Source organism: Micromonospora parastrephiae, from assembly GCF_016802865.1.
GTDB lineage: Bacteria > Actinomycetota > Actinomycetes > Mycobacteriales > Micromonosporaceae > Micromonospora > Micromonospora parastrephiae.
The window spans coordinates 1-17182 of the sequence record NZ_JAEVHM010000123.1 but is presented as its reverse complement, the minus strand read 5'-3'; the positions used below and the strand labels follow the sequence as shown (position 1 = coordinate 17182).

16 protein-coding genes and 5 pseudogenes are annotated in these 17182 nt (G+C 72.6%); 11 read left to right on the top strand and 10 right to left on the bottom strand.

All coding sequences use genetic code 11. The features are described from left to right. A pseudogene (locus tag JNW91_RS21530) lies at positions 1-897 on the bottom strand (glycoside hydrolase family 3 N-terminal domain-containing protein); the annotation flags it as partial. A gap of 167 nt (positions 898-1064) precedes the next feature. Between JNW91_RS21530 and JNW91_RS21525 the strand changes: the two are divergent. Next, positions 1065-2240 carry an ROK family transcriptional regulator gene (locus JNW91_RS21525; RefSeq protein ID WP_203177302.1) on the top strand — a complete coding sequence of 392 codons (1176 nt, stop codon included), beginning with the start codon at positions 1065-1067 and terminating at the stop codon, positions 2238-2240. Between the two features lie 123 nt (positions 2241-2363). Here the strand turns inward: JNW91_RS21525 and JNW91_RS21520 are convergent, their stop codons facing one another. Both JNW91_RS21520 and JNW91_RS21515 read right to left on the bottom strand, forming a co-directional pair. Beyond that, positions 2364-3380, bottom strand: a complete 1017-nt coding sequence (locus JNW91_RS21520) for an ABC transporter permease subunit (protein ID WP_203177301.1) — start codon at positions 3378-3380, stop codon at positions 2364-2366. Further along, positions 3377-4384 carry an ABC transporter ATP-binding protein gene (locus tag JNW91_RS21515; RefSeq protein WP_203177300.1) on the bottom strand — a complete coding sequence of 336 codons (1008 nt, stop codon included), beginning with the start codon at positions 4382-4384 and terminating at the stop codon, positions 3377-3379. The genes JNW91_RS21520 and JNW91_RS21515 overlap by 4 nt, the downstream gene beginning before the upstream one ends. A gap of 131 nt (positions 4385-4515) precedes the next feature. On the opposite strand from JNW91_RS21515, the gene JNW91_RS21510 reads away from it, so the two are divergent. Beyond that, on the top strand, positions 4516-5346 hold the full coding sequence (locus JNW91_RS21510; protein ID WP_309244441.1) for an ABC transporter ATP-binding protein: 831 nt from the start codon (positions 4516-4518) through the stop codon (positions 5344-5346). A gap of 19 nt (positions 5347-5365) precedes the next feature. Then, entirely contained in the window at positions 5366-6262 is an 897-nt protein-coding gene (locus JNW91_RS21505; protein ID WP_203177298.1) for a ribokinase, read from the top strand. A 612-nt stretch (positions 6263-6874) separates the two neighbouring features. Here JNW91_RS21505 and JNW91_RS21495 read toward each other — a convergent pair. From JNW91_RS21495 to JNW91_RS21485, 3 genes are all read right to left on the bottom strand, one after another. Continuing rightward, positions 6875-7039 (bottom strand): hypothetical protein, encoded by a 165-nt coding sequence (locus JNW91_RS21495; protein ID WP_203177296.1) that lies wholly within the window; start codon positions 7037-7039, stop codon positions 6875-6877. Continuing rightward, entirely contained in the window at positions 7036-7518 is a 483-nt protein-coding gene (locus JNW91_RS21490) for a DUF6232 family protein (protein ID WP_203177295.1), read from the bottom strand. The genes JNW91_RS21495 and JNW91_RS21490 overlap by 4 nt, the downstream gene beginning before the upstream one ends. A gap of 159 nt (positions 7519-7677) precedes the next feature. After that, positions 7678-8157, bottom strand: a complete 480-nt coding sequence (locus JNW91_RS21485; protein WP_203177294.1) for a DUF6232 family protein — start codon at positions 8155-8157, stop codon at positions 7678-7680. A gap of 98 nt (positions 8158-8255) precedes the next feature. On the opposite strand from JNW91_RS21485, the gene JNW91_RS21480 reads away from it, so the two are divergent. Next, positions 8256-9029, top strand: coding sequence for an enoyl-CoA hydratase/isomerase family protein (locus tag JNW91_RS21480; protein ID WP_203177293.1), 774 nt, complete (start codon positions 8256-8258; stop codon positions 9027-9029). A gap of 141 nt (positions 9030-9170) precedes the next feature. Continuing rightward, positions 9171-10791 (top strand): annotated as a pseudogene (locus JNW91_RS21475) (acetolactate synthase). A 45-nt stretch (positions 10792-10836) separates the two neighbouring features. Here JNW91_RS21475 and JNW91_RS21470 read toward each other — a convergent pair. From JNW91_RS21470 to JNW91_RS21460, 3 genes are read right to left on the bottom strand one after another with little or no spacing between them, the layout of a single operon-like run. Beyond that, a complete protein-coding gene (locus JNW91_RS21470) occupies positions 10837-11250 on the bottom strand; it encodes a PLD nuclease N-terminal domain-containing protein (protein ID WP_203177292.1) in 414 nt (137 codons plus the stop codon). A 27-nt stretch (positions 11251-11277) separates the two neighbouring features. Beyond that, the gene (locus JNW91_RS21465; RefSeq protein ID WP_203177291.1) at positions 11278-11583 is read right to left on the bottom strand and encodes a DUF202 domain-containing protein; all 306 of its coding nucleotides are present in this window, start codon (positions 11581-11583) and stop codon (positions 11278-11280) included. Further along, positions 11580-11972 (bottom strand): YidH family protein, encoded by a 393-nt coding sequence (locus tag JNW91_RS21460; RefSeq protein WP_203177290.1) that lies wholly within the window; start codon positions 11970-11972, stop codon positions 11580-11582. The genes JNW91_RS21465 and JNW91_RS21460 overlap by 4 nt, the downstream gene beginning before the upstream one ends. Before the next feature lie 41 nt (positions 11973-12013). On the opposite strand from JNW91_RS21460, the gene JNW91_RS21455 reads away from it, so the two are divergent. From JNW91_RS21455 to JNW91_RS21440, 4 genes and pseudogenes are all read left to right on the top strand, one after another. Next, positions 12014-12811, top strand: coding sequence for a GNAT family N-acetyltransferase (locus JNW91_RS21455; RefSeq protein ID WP_203177289.1), 798 nt, complete (start codon positions 12014-12016; stop codon positions 12809-12811). Further along, on the top strand, positions 12808-13221 hold the full coding sequence (locus tag JNW91_RS21450; RefSeq protein ID WP_203177288.1) for a hypothetical protein: 414 nt from the start codon (positions 12808-12810) through the stop codon (positions 13219-13221). Before JNW91_RS21455 ends, JNW91_RS21450 begins: the two co-directional genes overlap by 4 nt. A gap of 189 nt (positions 13222-13410) precedes the next feature. Beyond that, positions 13411-14189 (top strand): annotated as a pseudogene (locus JNW91_RS21445) (electron transfer flavoprotein subunit beta/FixA family protein). Positions 14190-14203: 14 nt separating this feature from the next. Continuing rightward, positions 14204-15163 carry an electron transfer flavoprotein subunit alpha/FixB family protein gene (locus JNW91_RS21440; protein ID WP_203177287.1) on the top strand — a complete coding sequence of 320 codons (960 nt, stop codon included), beginning with the start codon at positions 14204-14206 and terminating at the stop codon, positions 15161-15163. A gap of 99 nt (positions 15164-15262) precedes the next feature. On the opposite strand, the gene JNW91_RS33195 is transcribed toward JNW91_RS21440, so the two are convergent. Next, positions 15263-15394 carry a hypothetical protein gene (locus JNW91_RS33195; protein ID WP_255545214.1) on the bottom strand — a complete coding sequence of 44 codons (132 nt, stop codon included), beginning with the start codon at positions 15392-15394 and terminating at the stop codon, positions 15263-15265. Positions 15395-15609: 215 nt separating this feature from the next. Here JNW91_RS33195 and JNW91_RS32555 point away from each other — a divergent pair. Next, positions 15610-15748, top strand: a pseudogene (locus JNW91_RS32555) (sortase); the annotation flags it as partial. Positions 15749-15881: 133 nt separating this feature from the next. Continuing rightward, positions 15882-17051: pseudogene (locus JNW91_RS21430) on the top strand (cysteine desulfurase family protein); the annotation flags it as partial. Positions 17052-17182 lie beyond the last annotated feature (131 nt).

Sequence of the window (17182 nt, the reverse complement as noted above, 5' to 3'; positions counted from 1 at the left end):
ACCCGCTCGACCAGCTCGGCGTCGACCTTCGCCCCGATGCCAGAGCAGGTCGGCGCCGGCGGCCAGGGCCCGGACCGCGGCCGGTCCAACCCCGCCGGCCGCCACCGCGGCACCCTTCATCTCCAGCGCGTCGGTGATCACGGTGCCGGTGAAGCCGTACTCGGTGCGCAGCAGGTCGACCAGCACGGCCCGGCTGAAGGTGGCCGGGCCGTCGCCGGTCAGCGCCGGTACCCGGATGTGCGCGGTCATCACGGCGCGCGCTCCCGCCGCGACGACAGCGGCGAACGGCGGCAGGTCCCGCTGCCGCAGCAGACCCAGCGGGACGTCCACGGTGGGCAGCTCGTGGTGGGAGTCGGTGACGGTGGCGCCGTGGCCGGGGAAGTGCTTGGCGCAGGCGGCGACCCCGGCGGCCTGGAGGCCGGTCACTGCGGCGGCCGAGTGGGCGGCCACCCGCACCGGGTCCGCGCCGAACGAGCGGGTGCCGATCACCGGGTTGTCGTCGGCGGTGTTGACGTCCACCGTGGGGGCGAGGTTGACGGTGATGCCCAGCGCGGCCAGCTCGGCGCCGATCGCCTGGTAGACGCGGCGGGTGAGCGCCACGTCGCCGATCGCGCCGAGGGCGGCGTTGCCGGGGTACGGGCTGCCGGTGGCGTGCGCCAGCCGGGTCACGTCGCCGCCCTCCTCGTCGATGGCGATCAGCACGTCCGCGCGACCGGCGCGCAGCGCGGCAGTGCTGGCCGCCACCTGGGCCGGGTCGTGCACGTTGGTGCCGAAGAGGGTGTGCCCGGCCAGCCCGTCGGCCAGCAGGTCGACCGCCCAGTCCGGCGGGACCGGCCCCGGGTACGCGGCGAGCAACGTGCCCAGCGCGAGCCGACGTAGTCCTGGATCCAGCCCCACGTGATCGTCCTCCTTCGGCGCCGGCGGGTTCGAACCTCGTACCGGCGGTGGTCTGCGCCCTGCCGGGTCGGCCGAGCGCTCCGCCTGCGGGTGGCCGTTACGCTACGGCTACCCGTTCGCAGGTCGGTTTACAGTTAGCAAAGTTTACTAAAACTAGAGGACGTGGCATGAGTGCGACCCGGCTGCCCGGTACCCCCCGCCTGTTGCGGGCGCTCAACGACCGCGCGGCACTGGAGCTGCTCCTGGAGCGGGGGCCGCTGACCCGCGCCCGGCTCGGCGAGCTCACCGGGCTGTCCAAGGTCACCGCCTCGCAGTTGGTCGAGCGACTGGAGGAGCGCGGTCTGGTCAGCCGGGTCGGTGAGCAGGCGGGCGGGCGGGGGCCGAACGCCCAGCTCTACGCCGTCCGCCCGTCCAGCGCGCACGTCGTCGGGGTGGACGTCGGCCCGGACCGGGTGGTGGCCGCGTGCGCCGACATCACCGGCGCCGTGATCGGCCGGGTGGAGCAGTCCACCCGGGACACCGACGACCCGGTGGGCGTGGTGCACAACGCCGTGGTGCAGGCCGCGAGCAGTGCCCAGGCGCAGCTGAGCAGCGTACGGCGGATCGTGCTCGGCACGCCGGGCCTGGTCGACCCCGGCACGGGCGACATCACCTTCGCCTTCAACCTGCCGCGGTGGCACAGTGGTCTGCTCGCCGCGCTGCGCGACGACCTGCACACCCCGGTGGTCTTCGAGAACGACGTCAACCTGGCCGCGGTGGCGGAGGCGCAGTCCGGCGCCGCGCAGGGGCTGTCGGACTTCGTGCTGGTCTGGGTGGGTGCCGGCGTCGGTCTCGCGATCATGCTGGGTGGCCGGCTGCACCACGGCAGCAGCGGCGCGGCCGGTGAGATCGGCTACCTGCCGGTGCCGGGAGCGCCCATCCCGCGCGACGTCTCCCGCCGCGCCAAGCCGGCCTTCCAGCAGTTGATCGGTGCGGACTCGGTGCGGGCGGTGGCCCGCGAGCAGGGCTACCCGGATGCCGACGCGGCCGAGGGCGTCCGCGCCGCCGTCGCGGACGGCGTCAACGGTGGCGCGATGCTCGACGAGCTGGCCCGCCGGCTCGCGCTCGGCGTGGCCAGCACCTGCGTGGTGCTCGATCCGCCGCTGGTGGTACTCGCGGGCGAGGTCGGTCAGGCCGGCGGCGAGGCGCTCGCCGAGCGGGTCCAGCAGGAGGTCGCGGCGATCACCCTGGTGCGGCCACGGGTGGTGCCCACCGGGCTGACCGAGGAGCCGATCCTGCACGGCGCGCTGCGCACGGCGCTGGACGCCGTCCGCGACGAGGTGTTCGGCTCCACCGTCGGCTGAGCCGGCTGGGGCGGTCATGTGAAGGAATATTTCACCGCCGGGTATCAGGCTGCAAGCTGTTGCCGTCCGGGTTCGGAGTCGCCAGGCCGCCCAGGCGGGGGAGGGCGGCCCGGCGACCGCGCCTCAGATCAGGTCCCGGCGACGGAACACGACGAACGCCGCCGCCGTCAGCCCGCCGGTGATCACGAGCAGCACCAGCAGCGCCGGCCCCCAGGTCAGGCTGTAGAAGCTCTCGCAGTAGACGCCCGGCCGGCTGTCGGCGCAGAGCTGGGAGTCCCAGAACCGGGTCTCGCCGGTGAGCCACGCCCCGATGTGACTGGAGAGCATCAACTGGTCCGGCCGACGGGCGTCGACGATCTCCAGCACCAGCCGGGCGCCCAGCTCCCACACCACCGCGTACGCGGCCACCGCGCCGAGCGCCGCCGAGGTGTGCCGACCCAACGTCGCGATGGCGAAGCCCAGGGCGCTGGCCAGCAGCACCAGCACCATGCCACGGCCGTGCACCGCACCGAGGGAACGCCAGAAGTCACCGCTGAGCCGACCCGCCAGCCCGGCGGTCTGCCCGATCACCCAGAACGTCGCGAGATAGAACAACGACGCCAGCACCGACAACGCCAGCACCGAGCCGAGCAGAGCGCCGAGCTTCGCGCCGAGCACCGTCAACCGACGCGGACGCCACAGCAGCAGATTCACCACACCGCCGGAGTTCAGGTCCGCGCCGATGTAGGAGGCGCCGACCAGGAACCCGAACAGCACCAGGAACGCGATGAGGAAGTACAGCAGTGGACGGGCCTGCTCGGCGAAACTGAACACGCCCGGCAGGTAGTCGGCCGTGATCGGCAGCCGTTCGGACCGGACCGGGTCGATCTCCGAGCAGTCCCTGGGGTAGTAGCTCTCCGGTTCGCGCGGCGGCAGCGTGCCGTTCTGCCGGGCCAGGCATTCCTGGAAGGCCATCTCCATGCCCCGCCGCGCCTCGGTGGCCTGCGCCCGCGCCGAGGCGAGCTCGTCGGCGCTCGGCTTGTGCGAGCCGGCCAGCGTGGTCGCCGCCGTGACACCGAACGCCAGCACCAGCAGGACGACCATGAGCTGCACGAAACGGCGCGCGGACAGCCGCTCCAACTCGGCACGGACCAGGTTCACGCGTCCACTCCCCGTACGTCGAGATCGATCGGGTCGCCCTCGGCGCCGGGCAGCGGCGCCGCGTGGTCGACCTGGCGGGGCACCGACGGATCCTCGCCGGCCCCGGTCAGCTCCAGGAAGACGCTCTCCAGATCCGGCCGCAGCGGCGTCAGCTCGCCCACCCACAGCCCCTGCTCGCCGAGCACCCGGCTGATGACCGTCGAGTCGGTCACCCCGTTCACCACCAGCGCGTCCGAGTCCACGACCGCCGTCAACTCGGCCGCGTGCAACAGCTCGACGGCGCGCTCCGGCTCGGCCACCCGGACCAGGAACTCGTGCCGGTCGTGGCCGGCCAGCACCTCGTCCACCCGGCCGGCCGCCACCCGCCGCCCCCGCGAGATGATCGTGACGTGGTCGCAGATCAGCTGGATCTCGCCCAGGATGTGGCTGGACACCAGCACGGTCACCCCGGACGCCGCCAGCGACCGCATCAGGTCACGCATCTCCCGGATGCCGGCCGGGTCCAGCCCGTTCGCCGGCTCGTCCAGGATGAGCAACCGCGGATCCTTCAACAGCGCGGACGCCACCGCCAGGCGCTGCTTCATGCCCAGCGAGTAGCCCTTCACCCGCTCGTCGCCCCGGTCGCGCAGGCCCACCAGTTCCAGAGCCTCGTCCACCCGCGACACGGGCACCCCGCCGGCGCGGGCCAGCAGACGCAATGTGCGGTACCCGGTGAAGTTGCCGAAGAACTGCGGGCTCTCCACGATGGCGCCGACCCGGCCAGCCACCCGGGGCAGCAACTCCGGCGACGGCTCACCCAGCACGCTCATCCGCCCACTGTCGGCCCGGACCAGCCCGAGCAGGGCGCGCAGGGTGGTGGTCTTACCCGAACCGTTCGGCCCCAGGAAGCCGTGGATCTGACCCTCCTCGACCAGCAGGTCGAACCCGTCGACCGCCACCCGTCTGCCGTTGCGCAGGCTGTGGAAGGTCTTGCGCAGACCCTCGATCTCGATCACCGCGCTCATCCGCGCGGCTCCGTACTCCGACCGGGCATGGGCCGTCCTCCGGGTGTGGTGATCAACGACACGGTGCCCCACCCTATGGCCGGCGCGCCGCCCATGGGGGGCGCCTCGGCGTTGCGTGGTTGGATGGAGCGGTGACTGGTGACCTGATCTCCGGCGCTGCCGCCGCCGCACCCGTGGACCCGGATCTGGTGGTCAGCCTCGACGGCGTCGGCGTACGCCGGTCCGGCACCGCGCTGCTACAGGACCTGACCTGGCGGGTCGAGCTGGACGAGCGCTGGGTCGTGCTCGGGCCCAACGGTGCCGGCAAGACGACCCTGCTCAACCTCGCCGCCGGCCGGTTGCACCCCACCACCGGTGTCGCCCACGTGCTCGGCGAGCGGATCGGCCGCACCGACGTCAACGAGCTGCGCACCCGCATCGGGCTCTCCACCGCCGCGCTGGCCGAACGGCTGCCCGCCGAGGAGCAGGTCAGCGACGTGGTGGTGACCGCCGCCTGGTCGGTGGTCGGCCGCTGGCGGGAGAGCTACGAGCGCGGCGACGAGGCGCGGGCGCGGGCTCTGCTCAGTCAACTCGGCATCGGCGGCCTCGCCGAGCGCCGCTACGGCACCCTCTCCGAGGGCGAGCGCAAGCGGGTGCAGATCGCTCGTGCCCTGATGACCGATCCGGAGCTGCTGCTGCTCGACGAGCCGGCCGCGGGGCTCGACCTGGGAGGCCGGGAGGATCTGGTCGCCCGCCTGGCCGAGCTGGCGTTCGACCCGGACGCTCCGGCTCTGGTGCTGGTCACCCACCACGTCGAGGAGATCCCGCCCGGGTTCACCCACGCGCTGCTGCTGCGCGAGGGCGCGGTGGTCGCCCAGGGCCTGCTGGCCGAGACGCTGACCGGCGACAACCTCTCCAAGACCTTCGGCCTGCCGCTCGTGGTCGAGCGGTCGGGCGACCGCTACACCGCGCGCGCCGCCTGACCGGGCGGGAAGGGTGACCGTGTCCCAGACCCGCGTGACCGTGGTGGGCAGCGCCAACATGGACCTGGTCGCGATGGCGCCCGCACTGCCGCGGCTGGGCGAGACAATGCTCGGCACCGACTTCGTGATGGTGCCCGGCGGTAAGGGCGCCAACCAGGCCGTCGCGGCGGTCCGGGCCGGCGCCTCCTGCGCGTTCCTCGGCGCGATCGGCTCCGACGCGTTCGGCGTCACGCTCAAGGCGCGGATCACCGCGGCCGGTGTGGACACCGGCCAGCTGCGGGTGGTCTACGGCGCCTCCGGGGTGGCGCTGGTGATGGTCAACGCCCAGGGGGAGAACGCCATCGTGGTCACCCCCGGAGCAAACGACGCCCTGGCCGGCCTCACCGAGGACGAGTTGGCGACGGTACGCGGGGCCGACGTCCTGGTCGCCCAGCTGGAGATCCCGGTGCAGACGGTGACCACCGCCGCGGTGGCCGCCCGCGCCGCCGGCACGCGGGTCATCCTGAACGCCGCCCCGGCCCGGGACCTCCCGCCGGAGCTGCTCGCGTCGGTGGACCTGCTGGTCGTCAACGAGGGCGAGGCGCAGGCCCTCACCGGCCGAGGCCGTGAGGAACCACGGGCGCTGCTCGACCTGGTGCCCCGGGCCGTGCTCACCCATGGTGGCGCGGGCGCCTGGTACGTCGACCGGGACGGCGCCGAGGTGCACGTGCCCGCGTTCCGGGTCGACGTGGTCGACTCCACGGCGGCGGGCGATGCGTTCACCGCCGCGCTCGCCGTCGGCTGGGGTGAGGGGCGCGACCTCGTCGACGCGGTGCGCTGGGCGTCGGCGGCCGGCGCCGCCTGCGTCCGCAAGCTCGGCGCCTCGGTGGCGTTGCCCGGTCGCGCCGAGATCGACGAGCTGTACGCGCGGGGCTGACCCCGGCCTGCTCAGCCGACGGGTTCCTCGCCGAGCTTCTCGCCACGCCGACGCAACATGCCCAGGCCGGGGATGCCGGCGACGGCGAGTTTGAGGTCCCGGGTGACGTCGAGCAGGTCGTGCAGGTCGGCCCGACCCGGTCCAGTGTCGCCAGGATCGGCAGGATGTCCGCCGTCAGGTGTTCCTTGAGTTTCGGCAGCTCGTCGATGAGGTGGATCGCCGCGGTGATCTCCTCGTGGGTCAGCTCCTCGACGAACCGCCCGGCCATCGGGGCGGCGCGACGCAGCGCCGGCTCGTATGCCGCCAACAGCTCCGCGGCCGTGGCCGCCGCCTGCGCCGCGGTGCTCACGGTGACCGCGGCGCTGCCCGCCACGTCGGTGGCGGTGTCGATGGCGGTGGTCGCGGCGGCGCTGATCACGGCCACCTCGCGGACCGCCGCCTCGGCGCCGGTGAGCACCTGGTCGGTCCGGTCCAGGGTTTCCTCGATCCGGTCCACCACACCGTTGATCCGGTTGAGCAGCGCTTCCACCCCGTCCAGCACGGCGAACGCGCGGGCGGGCACGGCGGCGAACGAGGCGGCCGAGTCGAGCGCCTGATCGAGGGCGGAACGGGTCAGGCCGACCATCGCGGTCGGTGTGGGGAGAGGGATCGCCATGTGATCCAGTGTGCGTCGCCCGCGGCGCGACCGCTCGTACGGGCGACGCGCAACGCCATCTGCACGTTCGCCGGCAGCACGGCGACGAACGGGGCGGCGGCCGCGTCACGGCGGGCGGTCATCGATGGTCTCCCTGCTGTTCGACGGCGCGCTGCACGGCCCGGTAGATCTGCCCGAACCGTAGCGCGTCCGGGGTGCGCAGCAGCAGGTCCTCCCGGCCGTGGTGCTGCACCCACAGCTCGTGCACGTGGCTGCCGCGCTCGTAGGAGCGGTCCAGCCAGCCGAGGGGAATCTCCAGGAACGGGATCAACGCCAACGCGCCCACCACGAAGGCGGCGAGGACGATCAGCGTCACCTTCCAGTTGCCCCGATCCTGCGCCGACCAGGCCAGCGAGACGACGCAGACCAGCGCGACCAGCGGCGGCAGCGAGAGCAGCAGCACCAGGACACCGCGACCGAGCACCCGACCGCGCACCGCGAGCGTCTTCGGACCGCGCGCGTGCCAGACGTACGTCACGTCGGAGAGGGCGACCACGTGACCACCCGAACGAATCGACTCGGAGGTGACCTGCACCGCGTCGTCCCGGTAATAGAGGGTCATCACTAAGCCTAACCACCGGCAGGCAAACCGGGCCTCCGGGCGGCAGGGGTGGTGCGGTCGTCCTTTGGAGCTGAATCGTCCACGACATCACGGGTTCTTCCGCCCGATTCGTCTACGACATCAGCTCCAGAGGGGCTGCGGAGGGCGTGGCCGGAAGGGCTAGCGGCGGGTGGCGGGGCGGGCCGGTTGACTGTGCTCGACCGCGCGCTGCACCGCCCGGTAGATCTGACCGAAACGCAGCGCGTCGCCGGTGCGCAGCAGCCGTACCGGCTGGCCACGCCAGCGGGCCCAGATCTCCAGTTGCCGGCTGCCCCGGGCGTACGAGCGGTCCAGGTGTTCGAAGAGGGAGTCGGCGACCGGCCCGACGGCCAGCCCGACGAGCACCGACGCGCCGACGATGGCGATCGTCACCGTGGGCGAACGGTGCAGCCAGACGGCCACTGCGACGCCGAGCACCGCCGCGATCAGCGGGCCGGCCAGTGCGGCGCCGATCGCGCCCCGCCCGACGAGCACCCGCCAGGAACGGGTGCCCCGGCGGTGCCAGATCATGGTGATCTCGGCCAGCGGATAGCTGCGGCCGTCCACCCGGACGGCGGTGGAGGTGACCTGCACCGACCTGTCGTGGTAATACGTGATCATGGCTGGACTCCCGCCCGCGGGGCTGACACCACACTACTTACCCAAACGAGCCGGGTCGTAAGGTTGGCACGCGACTTCGACGAGGAAGTGAGGGCAGCGTGGGCGAGTTCGTTCGGCTGGAGACCAGGGACGGCATCGGCACCATCCGGCTGGAGCGGCCGCCGATGAACGCGCTCAACACGCAGGTGCAGGAGGAGTTGCGCGCCGCGGCGACGGCGGCCACCGCCGATCCCGAGGTTCGCGCGGTCATCGTGTACGGCGGGGAGAAGGTCTTCGCCGCCGGCGCGGACATCAAGCAGATGGCCGAGATGTCCTATGTGGACATGGCCGACCGGGCCGCGAACCTGTCCAGCGCGCTGGGCGCGATCGCCCGGATCCCGAAGCCGGTGGTCGCCGCGATCACCGGCTACGCCCTCGGTGGCGGGTGCGAGTTGGCGCTGGCCTGCGACTGGCGGGTCGTGGCCGAGGACGCCAAGCTCGGCCAGCCGGAGATCAAGCTGGGCATCATCCCCGGCGCGGGCGGCACCCAGCGCCTGGCCCGCCTGGTCGGTCCGGCCCGCGCCAAGGATCTGATCATGTCCGGGCGGATGGTGGACGCGCAGGAGGCGCTGCGGATCGGTCTGGCCGACCGGGTCGCCCCGGCCGCCGAGGTCTACGACACGGCGGTCGCGCTGATCACGCCGTACCTGACCGGTCCGGTGCAGGCGCTGCGCGCGGCGAAGCTGGCGGTCGACGGCGGCCTGGACATGGATCTGAACTCGGGCCTGGCCTGGGAGAGTCAGCTGTTCGCGGCGCTGTTCGCCACCGACGACCGGCGCGAGGGCATGACCGCCTTCGTGGAGAAGCGCAAGCCGGACTTCACCGGCCGCTGACCCGGGTCACACCCAACCACCGGCCGGGCGCGGCCGTCCCGGCTGCGCTGACCTCGACGACCCGGGTGGACCGGGGCCACGGTCGGAGCGAGGGGTACTGGCCGGTAACCTGTGATCCCGGCCACGGACGATGGGAGCGACATGACGGAGCGGATCGAGGGTCACGGCGGCGAACTGGCGCTCGCGGCACTACGCGCGCACGGCGTACGGGAGATGTTCACGCTGTCCGGCGGGCACGTCTTCCCCCTCTACGACGCCGCGCACAAGACCGACTTCCCGATCTACGACGTCCGGCATGAGCAGTCCGCGGTCTTCGCCGCCGAGGCGGTGGCCAAGTTGCAACGCCGCCCCGGCCTCGCCGTGCTCACCGCGGGGCCCGGCGTCACCAACGGCATCTCCGGCATGACCAGCGCCTTCTTCAACGCCTCGCCGGTGCTGGTGCTGGGCGGCCGGGCGCCCGCGTTCCGCTGGGGTTCGGGCAGCCTCCAGGAGATGGACCACCTGCCGCTGGTCGCCCCGGTCACCAAGCACGCCGAGACGGTGTTCAGCACCGAGGACATTCCCCGCGCGGTGGGCGCAGCGCTCACCGCCGCGCTCACGCCGCACCGCGGCCCGGCGTTCCTCGACTTCCCGCTGGAGACGGTTTTCTCGGTCTCCGAGGCCGAGCTGCCCACCGTGGCGGGCATCGACCCGGTCGTGCCGACCCGGAGGAGGTCGGCCGCGCCGCGCTGCTGATCGCCGCGGCGCAGCGACCGGTCATCATCGCCGGCTCCGACGTGTACGCCGGCGACGCGGTCGCCGCCCTGCGTGAGGCGGCGGAGGCGTTGCAGGTGCCGGTCTTCACCAACGGCATGGGCCGCGGCTCGCTCCCGCCGGAGCATCCGCTCTCCTTCGCCAAGGCCCGTCGGGCCGCGCTGTCCGGCGCCGACGTGGTCGTGGTGGTCGGCACCCCGCTGGACTTCCGGCTCAGCTTCGGTGACTTCGGCGACGCCAAGGTGGTGCACATCGTCGACGCGCCCAGCCAGCGCGCCGGGCACGTGCAGCCCGCCGCCGCGCCCGCCGGCGATCTGCGCCTGATCCTCTCGGCGCTGGCCGACCACGCCGGTGACCGGACCGACCACAGCGACTGGATCGCGGACCTGCGCGTCGCCGAGGACGCGGCCAAGGCCCGCGACGCCGAGGAGATGGCCGCCGAGACCGACCCGATCCGCCCGGCGCGGATCTACGGCGAGCTGCGTCGGGTGTTGGCCCGCGACGCGATCACCATCGGCGACGGCGGCGACTTCGTCTCGTACGCCGGTCGCTACCTGGAGCCGGCCCAGCCCGGCACCTGGCTGGACCCGGGCCCGTACGGCTGCCTGGGCACCGGCATGGGCTACGCGATGGGTGCCCGGGTCAGCCACCCGGACCGGCAGATCTGCGTGCTGATGGGCGACGGCGCCGCCGGCTTCTCGCTGATGGACGTCGAGTCGCTGGTCCGCCAGAAGCTGCCGGTGGTGATGGTGGTCGGCAACAACGGCATCTGGGGGCTGGAGAAGCACCCGATGCGGGCGATGTACGGCTACGACGTGGCCGCGGACCTCCAGCCGGAGCTGCGCTACGACACGGTGGTCAGCGCGCTGGGCGGGGCGGGGGAGACGGTCGCCAAGCCGCCGACCTGGGCCCGGCGTTGCAGCGGGCGTTCGACGCCGGAGTGCCGTACCTGGTCAACGTGCTCACCGACCCGACCGACGCGTACCCCCGCTCGTCGAACCTGGCCTGAGTCGCACCCGCCGCCGCCGTCGCCCCGCAGCGGGCGGCGGCGCGCTCACACCTCGGGCCGGTCGCCCTCGCGCGGTGGGTCACCGTCGCGGCGGCGCAGGTCGTCCTCGCGCCGGCGCAGGTCCTCCTCCCAGCGGCGGAAGAGTTCCTGGTCCTGTTGCTGGGCGCGCTCCTGCACGGAGCGGAGGAACTCGGGGTCGTCGTCGGGCGCGAGCGGGCGACCCTGCCGTTCGGCCGCGCCACCGCTCGTCGGCCAGGGCTTGCGGGCGCCGGAGCTGGGCTCCCGGCCGGCGACGAACCACGCGATCGACCCGACCAGCGGGAAGAACAGAATGATCAGCACCCAGGCGATCCGGGGGAGGGCGCGGATCTGGCCCTCCTCGGCGGAGAGGCAACTGATCAGCGCGCAGACGGCGAGCACGATCTGCGCCAGGAAGAGGAGTACGTACAGCCGGGCCATGCACCCATCATGGCGCACCCGGTCCCGTCACCACAGTCCGCGAATCACCAGCAGCACACCCGACAGCGCGAGCCCGAGGGCGCCGAGGGCGACCAGGGGAAGGGTTCGGCCACCGGTACGCGCCGGCCCCGTGCCGGTGGCCCGGGGCCAGCACAGCACGAGCGCGGCTCCCCAGACCAGCACGGCGACGCCGGCGCTCAGCGCGCCGACGGTGCCGCCGGTCGACCCCAGCCGGACGGCGAGCGCGGTCACCACGGTCCACGCCAGCATGCTGCGCCGCCACGCCAGCCGGGTCCGTTCCGGCTGCAGACCCGGATCGCGTCCGGCGCTCATCCTTCGCCGATCGCCCGGACCAGCACGGCGATCACCAGCAGCACCGCGCCGGCACCGACGGCGAGGGCGAGGAGAGCGGGGAAGCGGGAGGCGGGCAGTTCCTGACCGAGCCGGATGGCCCGTTCGGTACGCGCCCAGTGGTCGACGGCGCGGATGGCGACGATGCCGCCGAGCAGCAGCAGCGCCACCGCGATCACCTCCCGCAGGTGGCTCATCGGCAGCGGCGGCAGGAACTGCGCGGCGGCCAGCCCTCCGCCGACCAGCGCCAGGCCGGTGCGCAGCCAGGCCAGGAACGTCCGCTCGTTGGCCAGGGAGAACCGGTAGTCCGGTGGCTCGCCGACCGAGCGCAGGTCTGCCGGGTCGAACCACCGTCTGATCGCCTCCCACATGGTGCCGATTATTCGCTTCCCACCCCGCTTAACCTGGGCCGGTGACTGATCTCGACGTGCTGACGCTGCGTGCCGCCTACGACAACCAACTCCGTCCGGAGATCCCCGACCCGGTACCGGCCGGAGTGACGGTGGAGCGGGACGGGCCGCTGGTCCGCATCGTCGGGCTCGACGCGGGAGGGTTCCTCACGTACCGCGATCTGGGCGGGCTCACCGGCGACGCGCTGGACGAGTTGATCGCCCGGCAGGTGGCGCTGTTCCGCGAGCGTGGCCAGTCGGTGGAGTGGAAGCTCAACGAGCATGACGAGCCGGCGGACCTGGCGGACCGGCTGCGCGCCGCCGGCTTCGTGGCAAAGGACCGGGAGACCGTCGTGGTCGGGCCGGTCGCGCCGCTGGCCGCCGCGCTGCCGGTCGCCCCCGAGGGGGTACGCCTGCGCGAGGTGACCTCCCGCGAGGACCTCGAGCGGATCGCCGCCATGGAGGAGGAGGTCTGGCAGGAGGACCGCTCGCACCTCGTCACGGGGCTGGCCAAGGAGATCGACGCCGACCCGCACTCGATCACGGTGGTGGTGGCCGAGGCGGACGGGACGGTGGTGAGCGCGGGCTGGGTGCGCTTCCCGGCGAACACCGGCTTCGCCACCCTGTGGGGCGGCTCGACCCTGCCGCAGTGGCGTGGCAAGGGCATCTACCGGGCGTTGGTCACCTACCGTGCCCGGCTGGCCGACCAGCGGGGTCGGACGCTGTTGCAGGTCGACGCGTCCGAGGACAGCCGACCCATCCTCCAGCGTCTCGGTCTCGTCCCGGTCACCACCACCACCCCGTACGTCTACACTCCGTGATCATGGAGCAGCGGTTGACGGACGAGGAGCGCCTGACTCTCAAGACCGGCGCCTTCGGTGCCGTCCTCCTGGTCTCCAACGTCGAGCCGGGGATGGTGGGGGTGTTCCGGGAGAGCTTCGCCGCCTCGGACGCGTTGGCCGACGCCAGCGGCGTGGTCAAGGAGGCGCTGACCACCGGCCCGCTGCCCCGGTTGCCCCGCGACTCCGAGCTGGAGATCGAGTCGGTGGTGCTGCCGGCCCTCACCGGCGCGGTGCGGATCCTGCGGGAGAAGTCGCCGACGGACGTGGAGACGTACCGCTCGGTGGTGTTGACCGCGGCGGACCGTGCGGCCCGGGCGCACAACGGGGTGGCGCCGGCGGAGGCGGCGGTCATCGAACGGATCCGCGGTGCGCTGGCCGAATCGGCCTGACCACGCCGAGGTCTCGGTGAGCTGTGTCACCCTGAGTGCCCGCGAGGCGCAACCTACTGGCAGGTAACATTGCGCCGTGGGCAACCGCACAACACCCTGCGGTTGACCGGGCGTCGACCGACGCGCGAGGCTGCGCCCGAGACCGGGCGAGCGAATCGCATCACCACACAGGAGGGTCGTCGAAGCGCGATGAATATCGTCGTACTCGTCAAGCAGGTGCCTGATTCGGGCGCGGACCGCAACCTGCGCAATGACGACAACACCGTCGACCGCGGTTCGGCGAACAACGTGATCAATGAGATGGACGAGTACGCCATCGAGGAGGCGCTGAAGATCAAGGAGGCGCACGGCGGCGAGGTCACCATCCTGACCATGGGTCCGGACCGGGCGACCGAGTCGATCCGCAAGGCGCTCTCCATGGGTCCGGACAAGGCCGTGCACGTGCTGGACGACGCCCTGCACGGGTCCTGCGCCGTGGCCACCTCGAAGGTGCTCGCCGCGGCGCTCGGTCAGCTGGGTGCCGACCTGGTGATCTGCGGCGCGGAGTCCACCGACGGCCGGGTCCAGGTCATGCCGCACATGATCGCCGAGCGGCTGGGCGTCGCGGCGCTCACCGGGGCCCGCAAGCTCACCGTCGACGGCGCCACGCTGACCGTCGAGCGGCAGACCGAGGAGGGCTACGAGGTCGTCACCGCCTCCACCCCGGCCGTAGTCTCCGTCTGGGACACCATCAACGAGCCGCGTTACCCCTCGTTCAAGGGGATCATGGCCGCCAAGAAGAAGCCGGTACAGACGCTCTCGCTGGCCGACCTCGGCGTCGCACCGACCGAGGTGGGCTTCGACGGCGCGACCAGCGCCGTGGTCGAGCACACCAAGCGTCCGCCGCGCTCCGGCGCGCCAAGATCACCGATGAGGGCGAGGGCGGCGTCAAGCTGGTCGAGTTCCTCGCCACCGAAAAGTTCGTGTGAGAGCGGGTCTGGACATGTCTGAGGTTCTCGTCGTCGTCGAAGCCACCAAGGAGTTCGGCGTCAAGAAGGTCACCCTGGAGATGCTCACCCTCGCCCGCGAGCTGGGCACCCCGAGCGCGGTGGTGCTCGGTGGCGCCGGCGCCGCGGAGGCGCTGAGCGCCAAGCTGGGCGAGTACGGCGCGGAGAAGATCTACGCCGCCGAGGGTGACGACATCGACGGCTACCTGGTGGCCCCCAAGGCCACCGTGCTGGCCGCGCTGGTCCAGCGGGTGCAGCCGGCCGCCGTCCTGCTGGCGTCGGCCCAGGAGGGCAAGGAGATCGCCGCCCGGCTCGCCGTCAAGCTGGACAACGGCATCCTGACCGACGTCGTCGGCCTGGCCGCCGACGGCACCGCGACCCAGGTCGCGTTCGCCGGGTCCACCATCGTCAAGTCCAAGGTCGCCAAGGGTCTGCCGCTGGTCACCGTGCGACCCAACTCGGTCACCCCGAGCCCGGCCGCCGCCACCCCGGCGATCGAGCAGCTCACCGTGTCGGTCACCGACACCGACAAGCTGGCCAAGGTCGTCGAGCGGGTCGCCGAGCAGAAGGGCTCCCGCCCCGAGCTGACCGAGGCCGGCGTGGTCGTCTCCGGCGGCCGTGGCGTCGGCAACGCCGACAACTTCAAGCTGGTCGAGGAGCTTGCCGACCTGCTCGGCGGCGCCGTCGGCGCGTCCCGCGCGGCGGTCGACTCCGGCTTCTACCCGCACCAGTTCCAGGTGGGTCAGACCGGCAAGACCGTCTCCCCACAGCTCTACGTGGCGCTCGGCATCTCCGGTGCCATCCAGCACCGGGCCGGCATGCAGACCTCGAAGACCATCGTCGCGGTCAACAAGGACGGCGAGGCGCCGATCTTCGAGCTGGCCGACTTCGGCGTGGTGGGCGACCTGTTCAAGATCGTCCCGCAGGCCGCCGAGGAGATCCGCAAGCGCAAGTGACGCCATGACAAGCCAATGGCCGCCCCCTGCGAAAGGGGGCGGCCACTGGCTTTACGTGGGAGCTGATCGGCGGGCCGGGGAGCTGAGCCGGCCCGCCGATCAGCCCGTCAGGCTGCCCCTCAGCAAACTGTCGCCGGAGTGGGCGGGCTTGTTGTCGAACTGCTCGGCGGACACGTCGAACACCGAGTATGCGCCAAGGTCCACGTTGGGCGGCAGGGGGTAACAGCGCATCCGAGCCGTCACCCAGCGTGCCCACCGAGAACATCTGCATCGTCGTCGGGTTGATGAGCCAGACCTCGTAGTACCCCGGCACGCGCGGGAGATTCACGACATGCAGATGTAGTTGGTTGTTTCTGAAGATCCGGGCGTCCCCGGTCGCGTCCGGCGGCGTCGAGCCGTACGCCGCGAGCGGCGCGCCGGCCACCACCGTCCGGGGTCGGTGTGGGCGTCGGGAGTACGCCAAGACCACGATTCCCCTTGATCGATACTTCGCCCGCGACGGCCCTGATCACCTGCGGTCGACCGTTCGACGCGGGAGCCCGCAGGTACCGCGACGACATCGTCGTCACCGCGGTGACCGCCTGACCGGGTCCGCAGGCGCCGAGCCGGGGTGGGACGTCGCCTTCCCACCCCGGTCGTGCCGCTGCTCCGGCCGGTCGGCCGGACGGGTCCCCTCCGGCCTCCGCTCCCCGATGTGTCGGCCGTAGGCTGAACGGTGATGGCTTACCTGGATCACGCGGCGACGACTCCGATGCTGGACGAGGCACTGGAGGCGTACGTCGCCACCGCCCGCGAGGTCGGCAACGCGTCCTCCCTGCACGCGGCGGGTCGCCGTGCCCGCCGCCGGGTTGAGGAGTCACGCGAACGGGTTGCCGCCGTACTGGGCGCCCGGCCGTCCGAGGTGATCTTCACCGGTGGTGGCACGGAGAGCGACAACCTCGCGGTCAAGGGCATCTTCTGGGCCCGCCGGGACGCCGGCTCCGGCCGTCGCCGGGTGGTCTCCAGCGCCGTCGAGCACCACGCGGTCCTGGACGCGGTCGACTGGCTCGCCGAGCACGAGAGCGCCGAGGTCGGCCTGCTGCCGGTGGACGACGCCGGTCGACTCGACCCGGAGACACTGCGCGCCGAGCTGGCCGCGTACGGCGAGCGGGTGGCCGTGGTCACCGCCATGTGGGCGAACAACGAGGTGGGCACCATCCAGCCGGTGGCCGAGCTGGCCGCCGTCGCCGCCGAGCACGGCGTGCCGTTCCACACCGACGCCATCCAGGCGGTCGGCCAGGTGCCTGTCGACTTCGCCGCGAGCGGTGTCGCCGCGTTGACCGTCACCGGGCACAAGCTGGGCGGCCCAACCGGCGTGGGCGCCCTGCTGCTCGCCCGGGACGTGGCGGCCACGCCGCTGCTGCACGGCGGCGGCCAGGAACGCGACGTCCGCTCCGGCACGCTGGACACCGCCGGCATCGTGGCCTTCGCCGTCGCTGTGGAAGCGGCCGTGAAGGGCCAGCAGGAGTACGCCGCCCGGGTTGCCGCGCTCCGCGACGACCTGATCGAACGGGTCCGCCGGGCGGTGCCCGAGGTGATCTACAACGGCGACCCGGTCGACCGGCTGCCCGGCAACGCGCACTTCTCCTTCCCGGGCTGCGAGGGTGACGCCCTGCTGCTGCTGCTCGACGCCCAGGGCATCGCCTGCTCGACCGGCTCGGCCTGCTCCGCCGGGGTGGCCCAGCCCTCGCACGTGTTGCTGGCGATGGGCGCCGACGACGACCGCGCCCGCTCCTCGCTGCGCTTCACCCTCGGCCACACCAGCACCCGCGCCGACGTCGACGCCCTCATCGCGGCCCTCCCGGCAGCGGTGGAACGAGCCAGCCGAGCCGCCGCCCCCGAACCCCCCGCTGAGCCGTGCCCCGCGTCGGACCCGCGGCGTGCCCCGTGGCGTGATCCGCGTCGGACCCGCGTCGATCATGGAGTTGTGGTGGGTGACAAACGCCGCCCTTCACCAGCTTCCGGGCACCACAACTCATG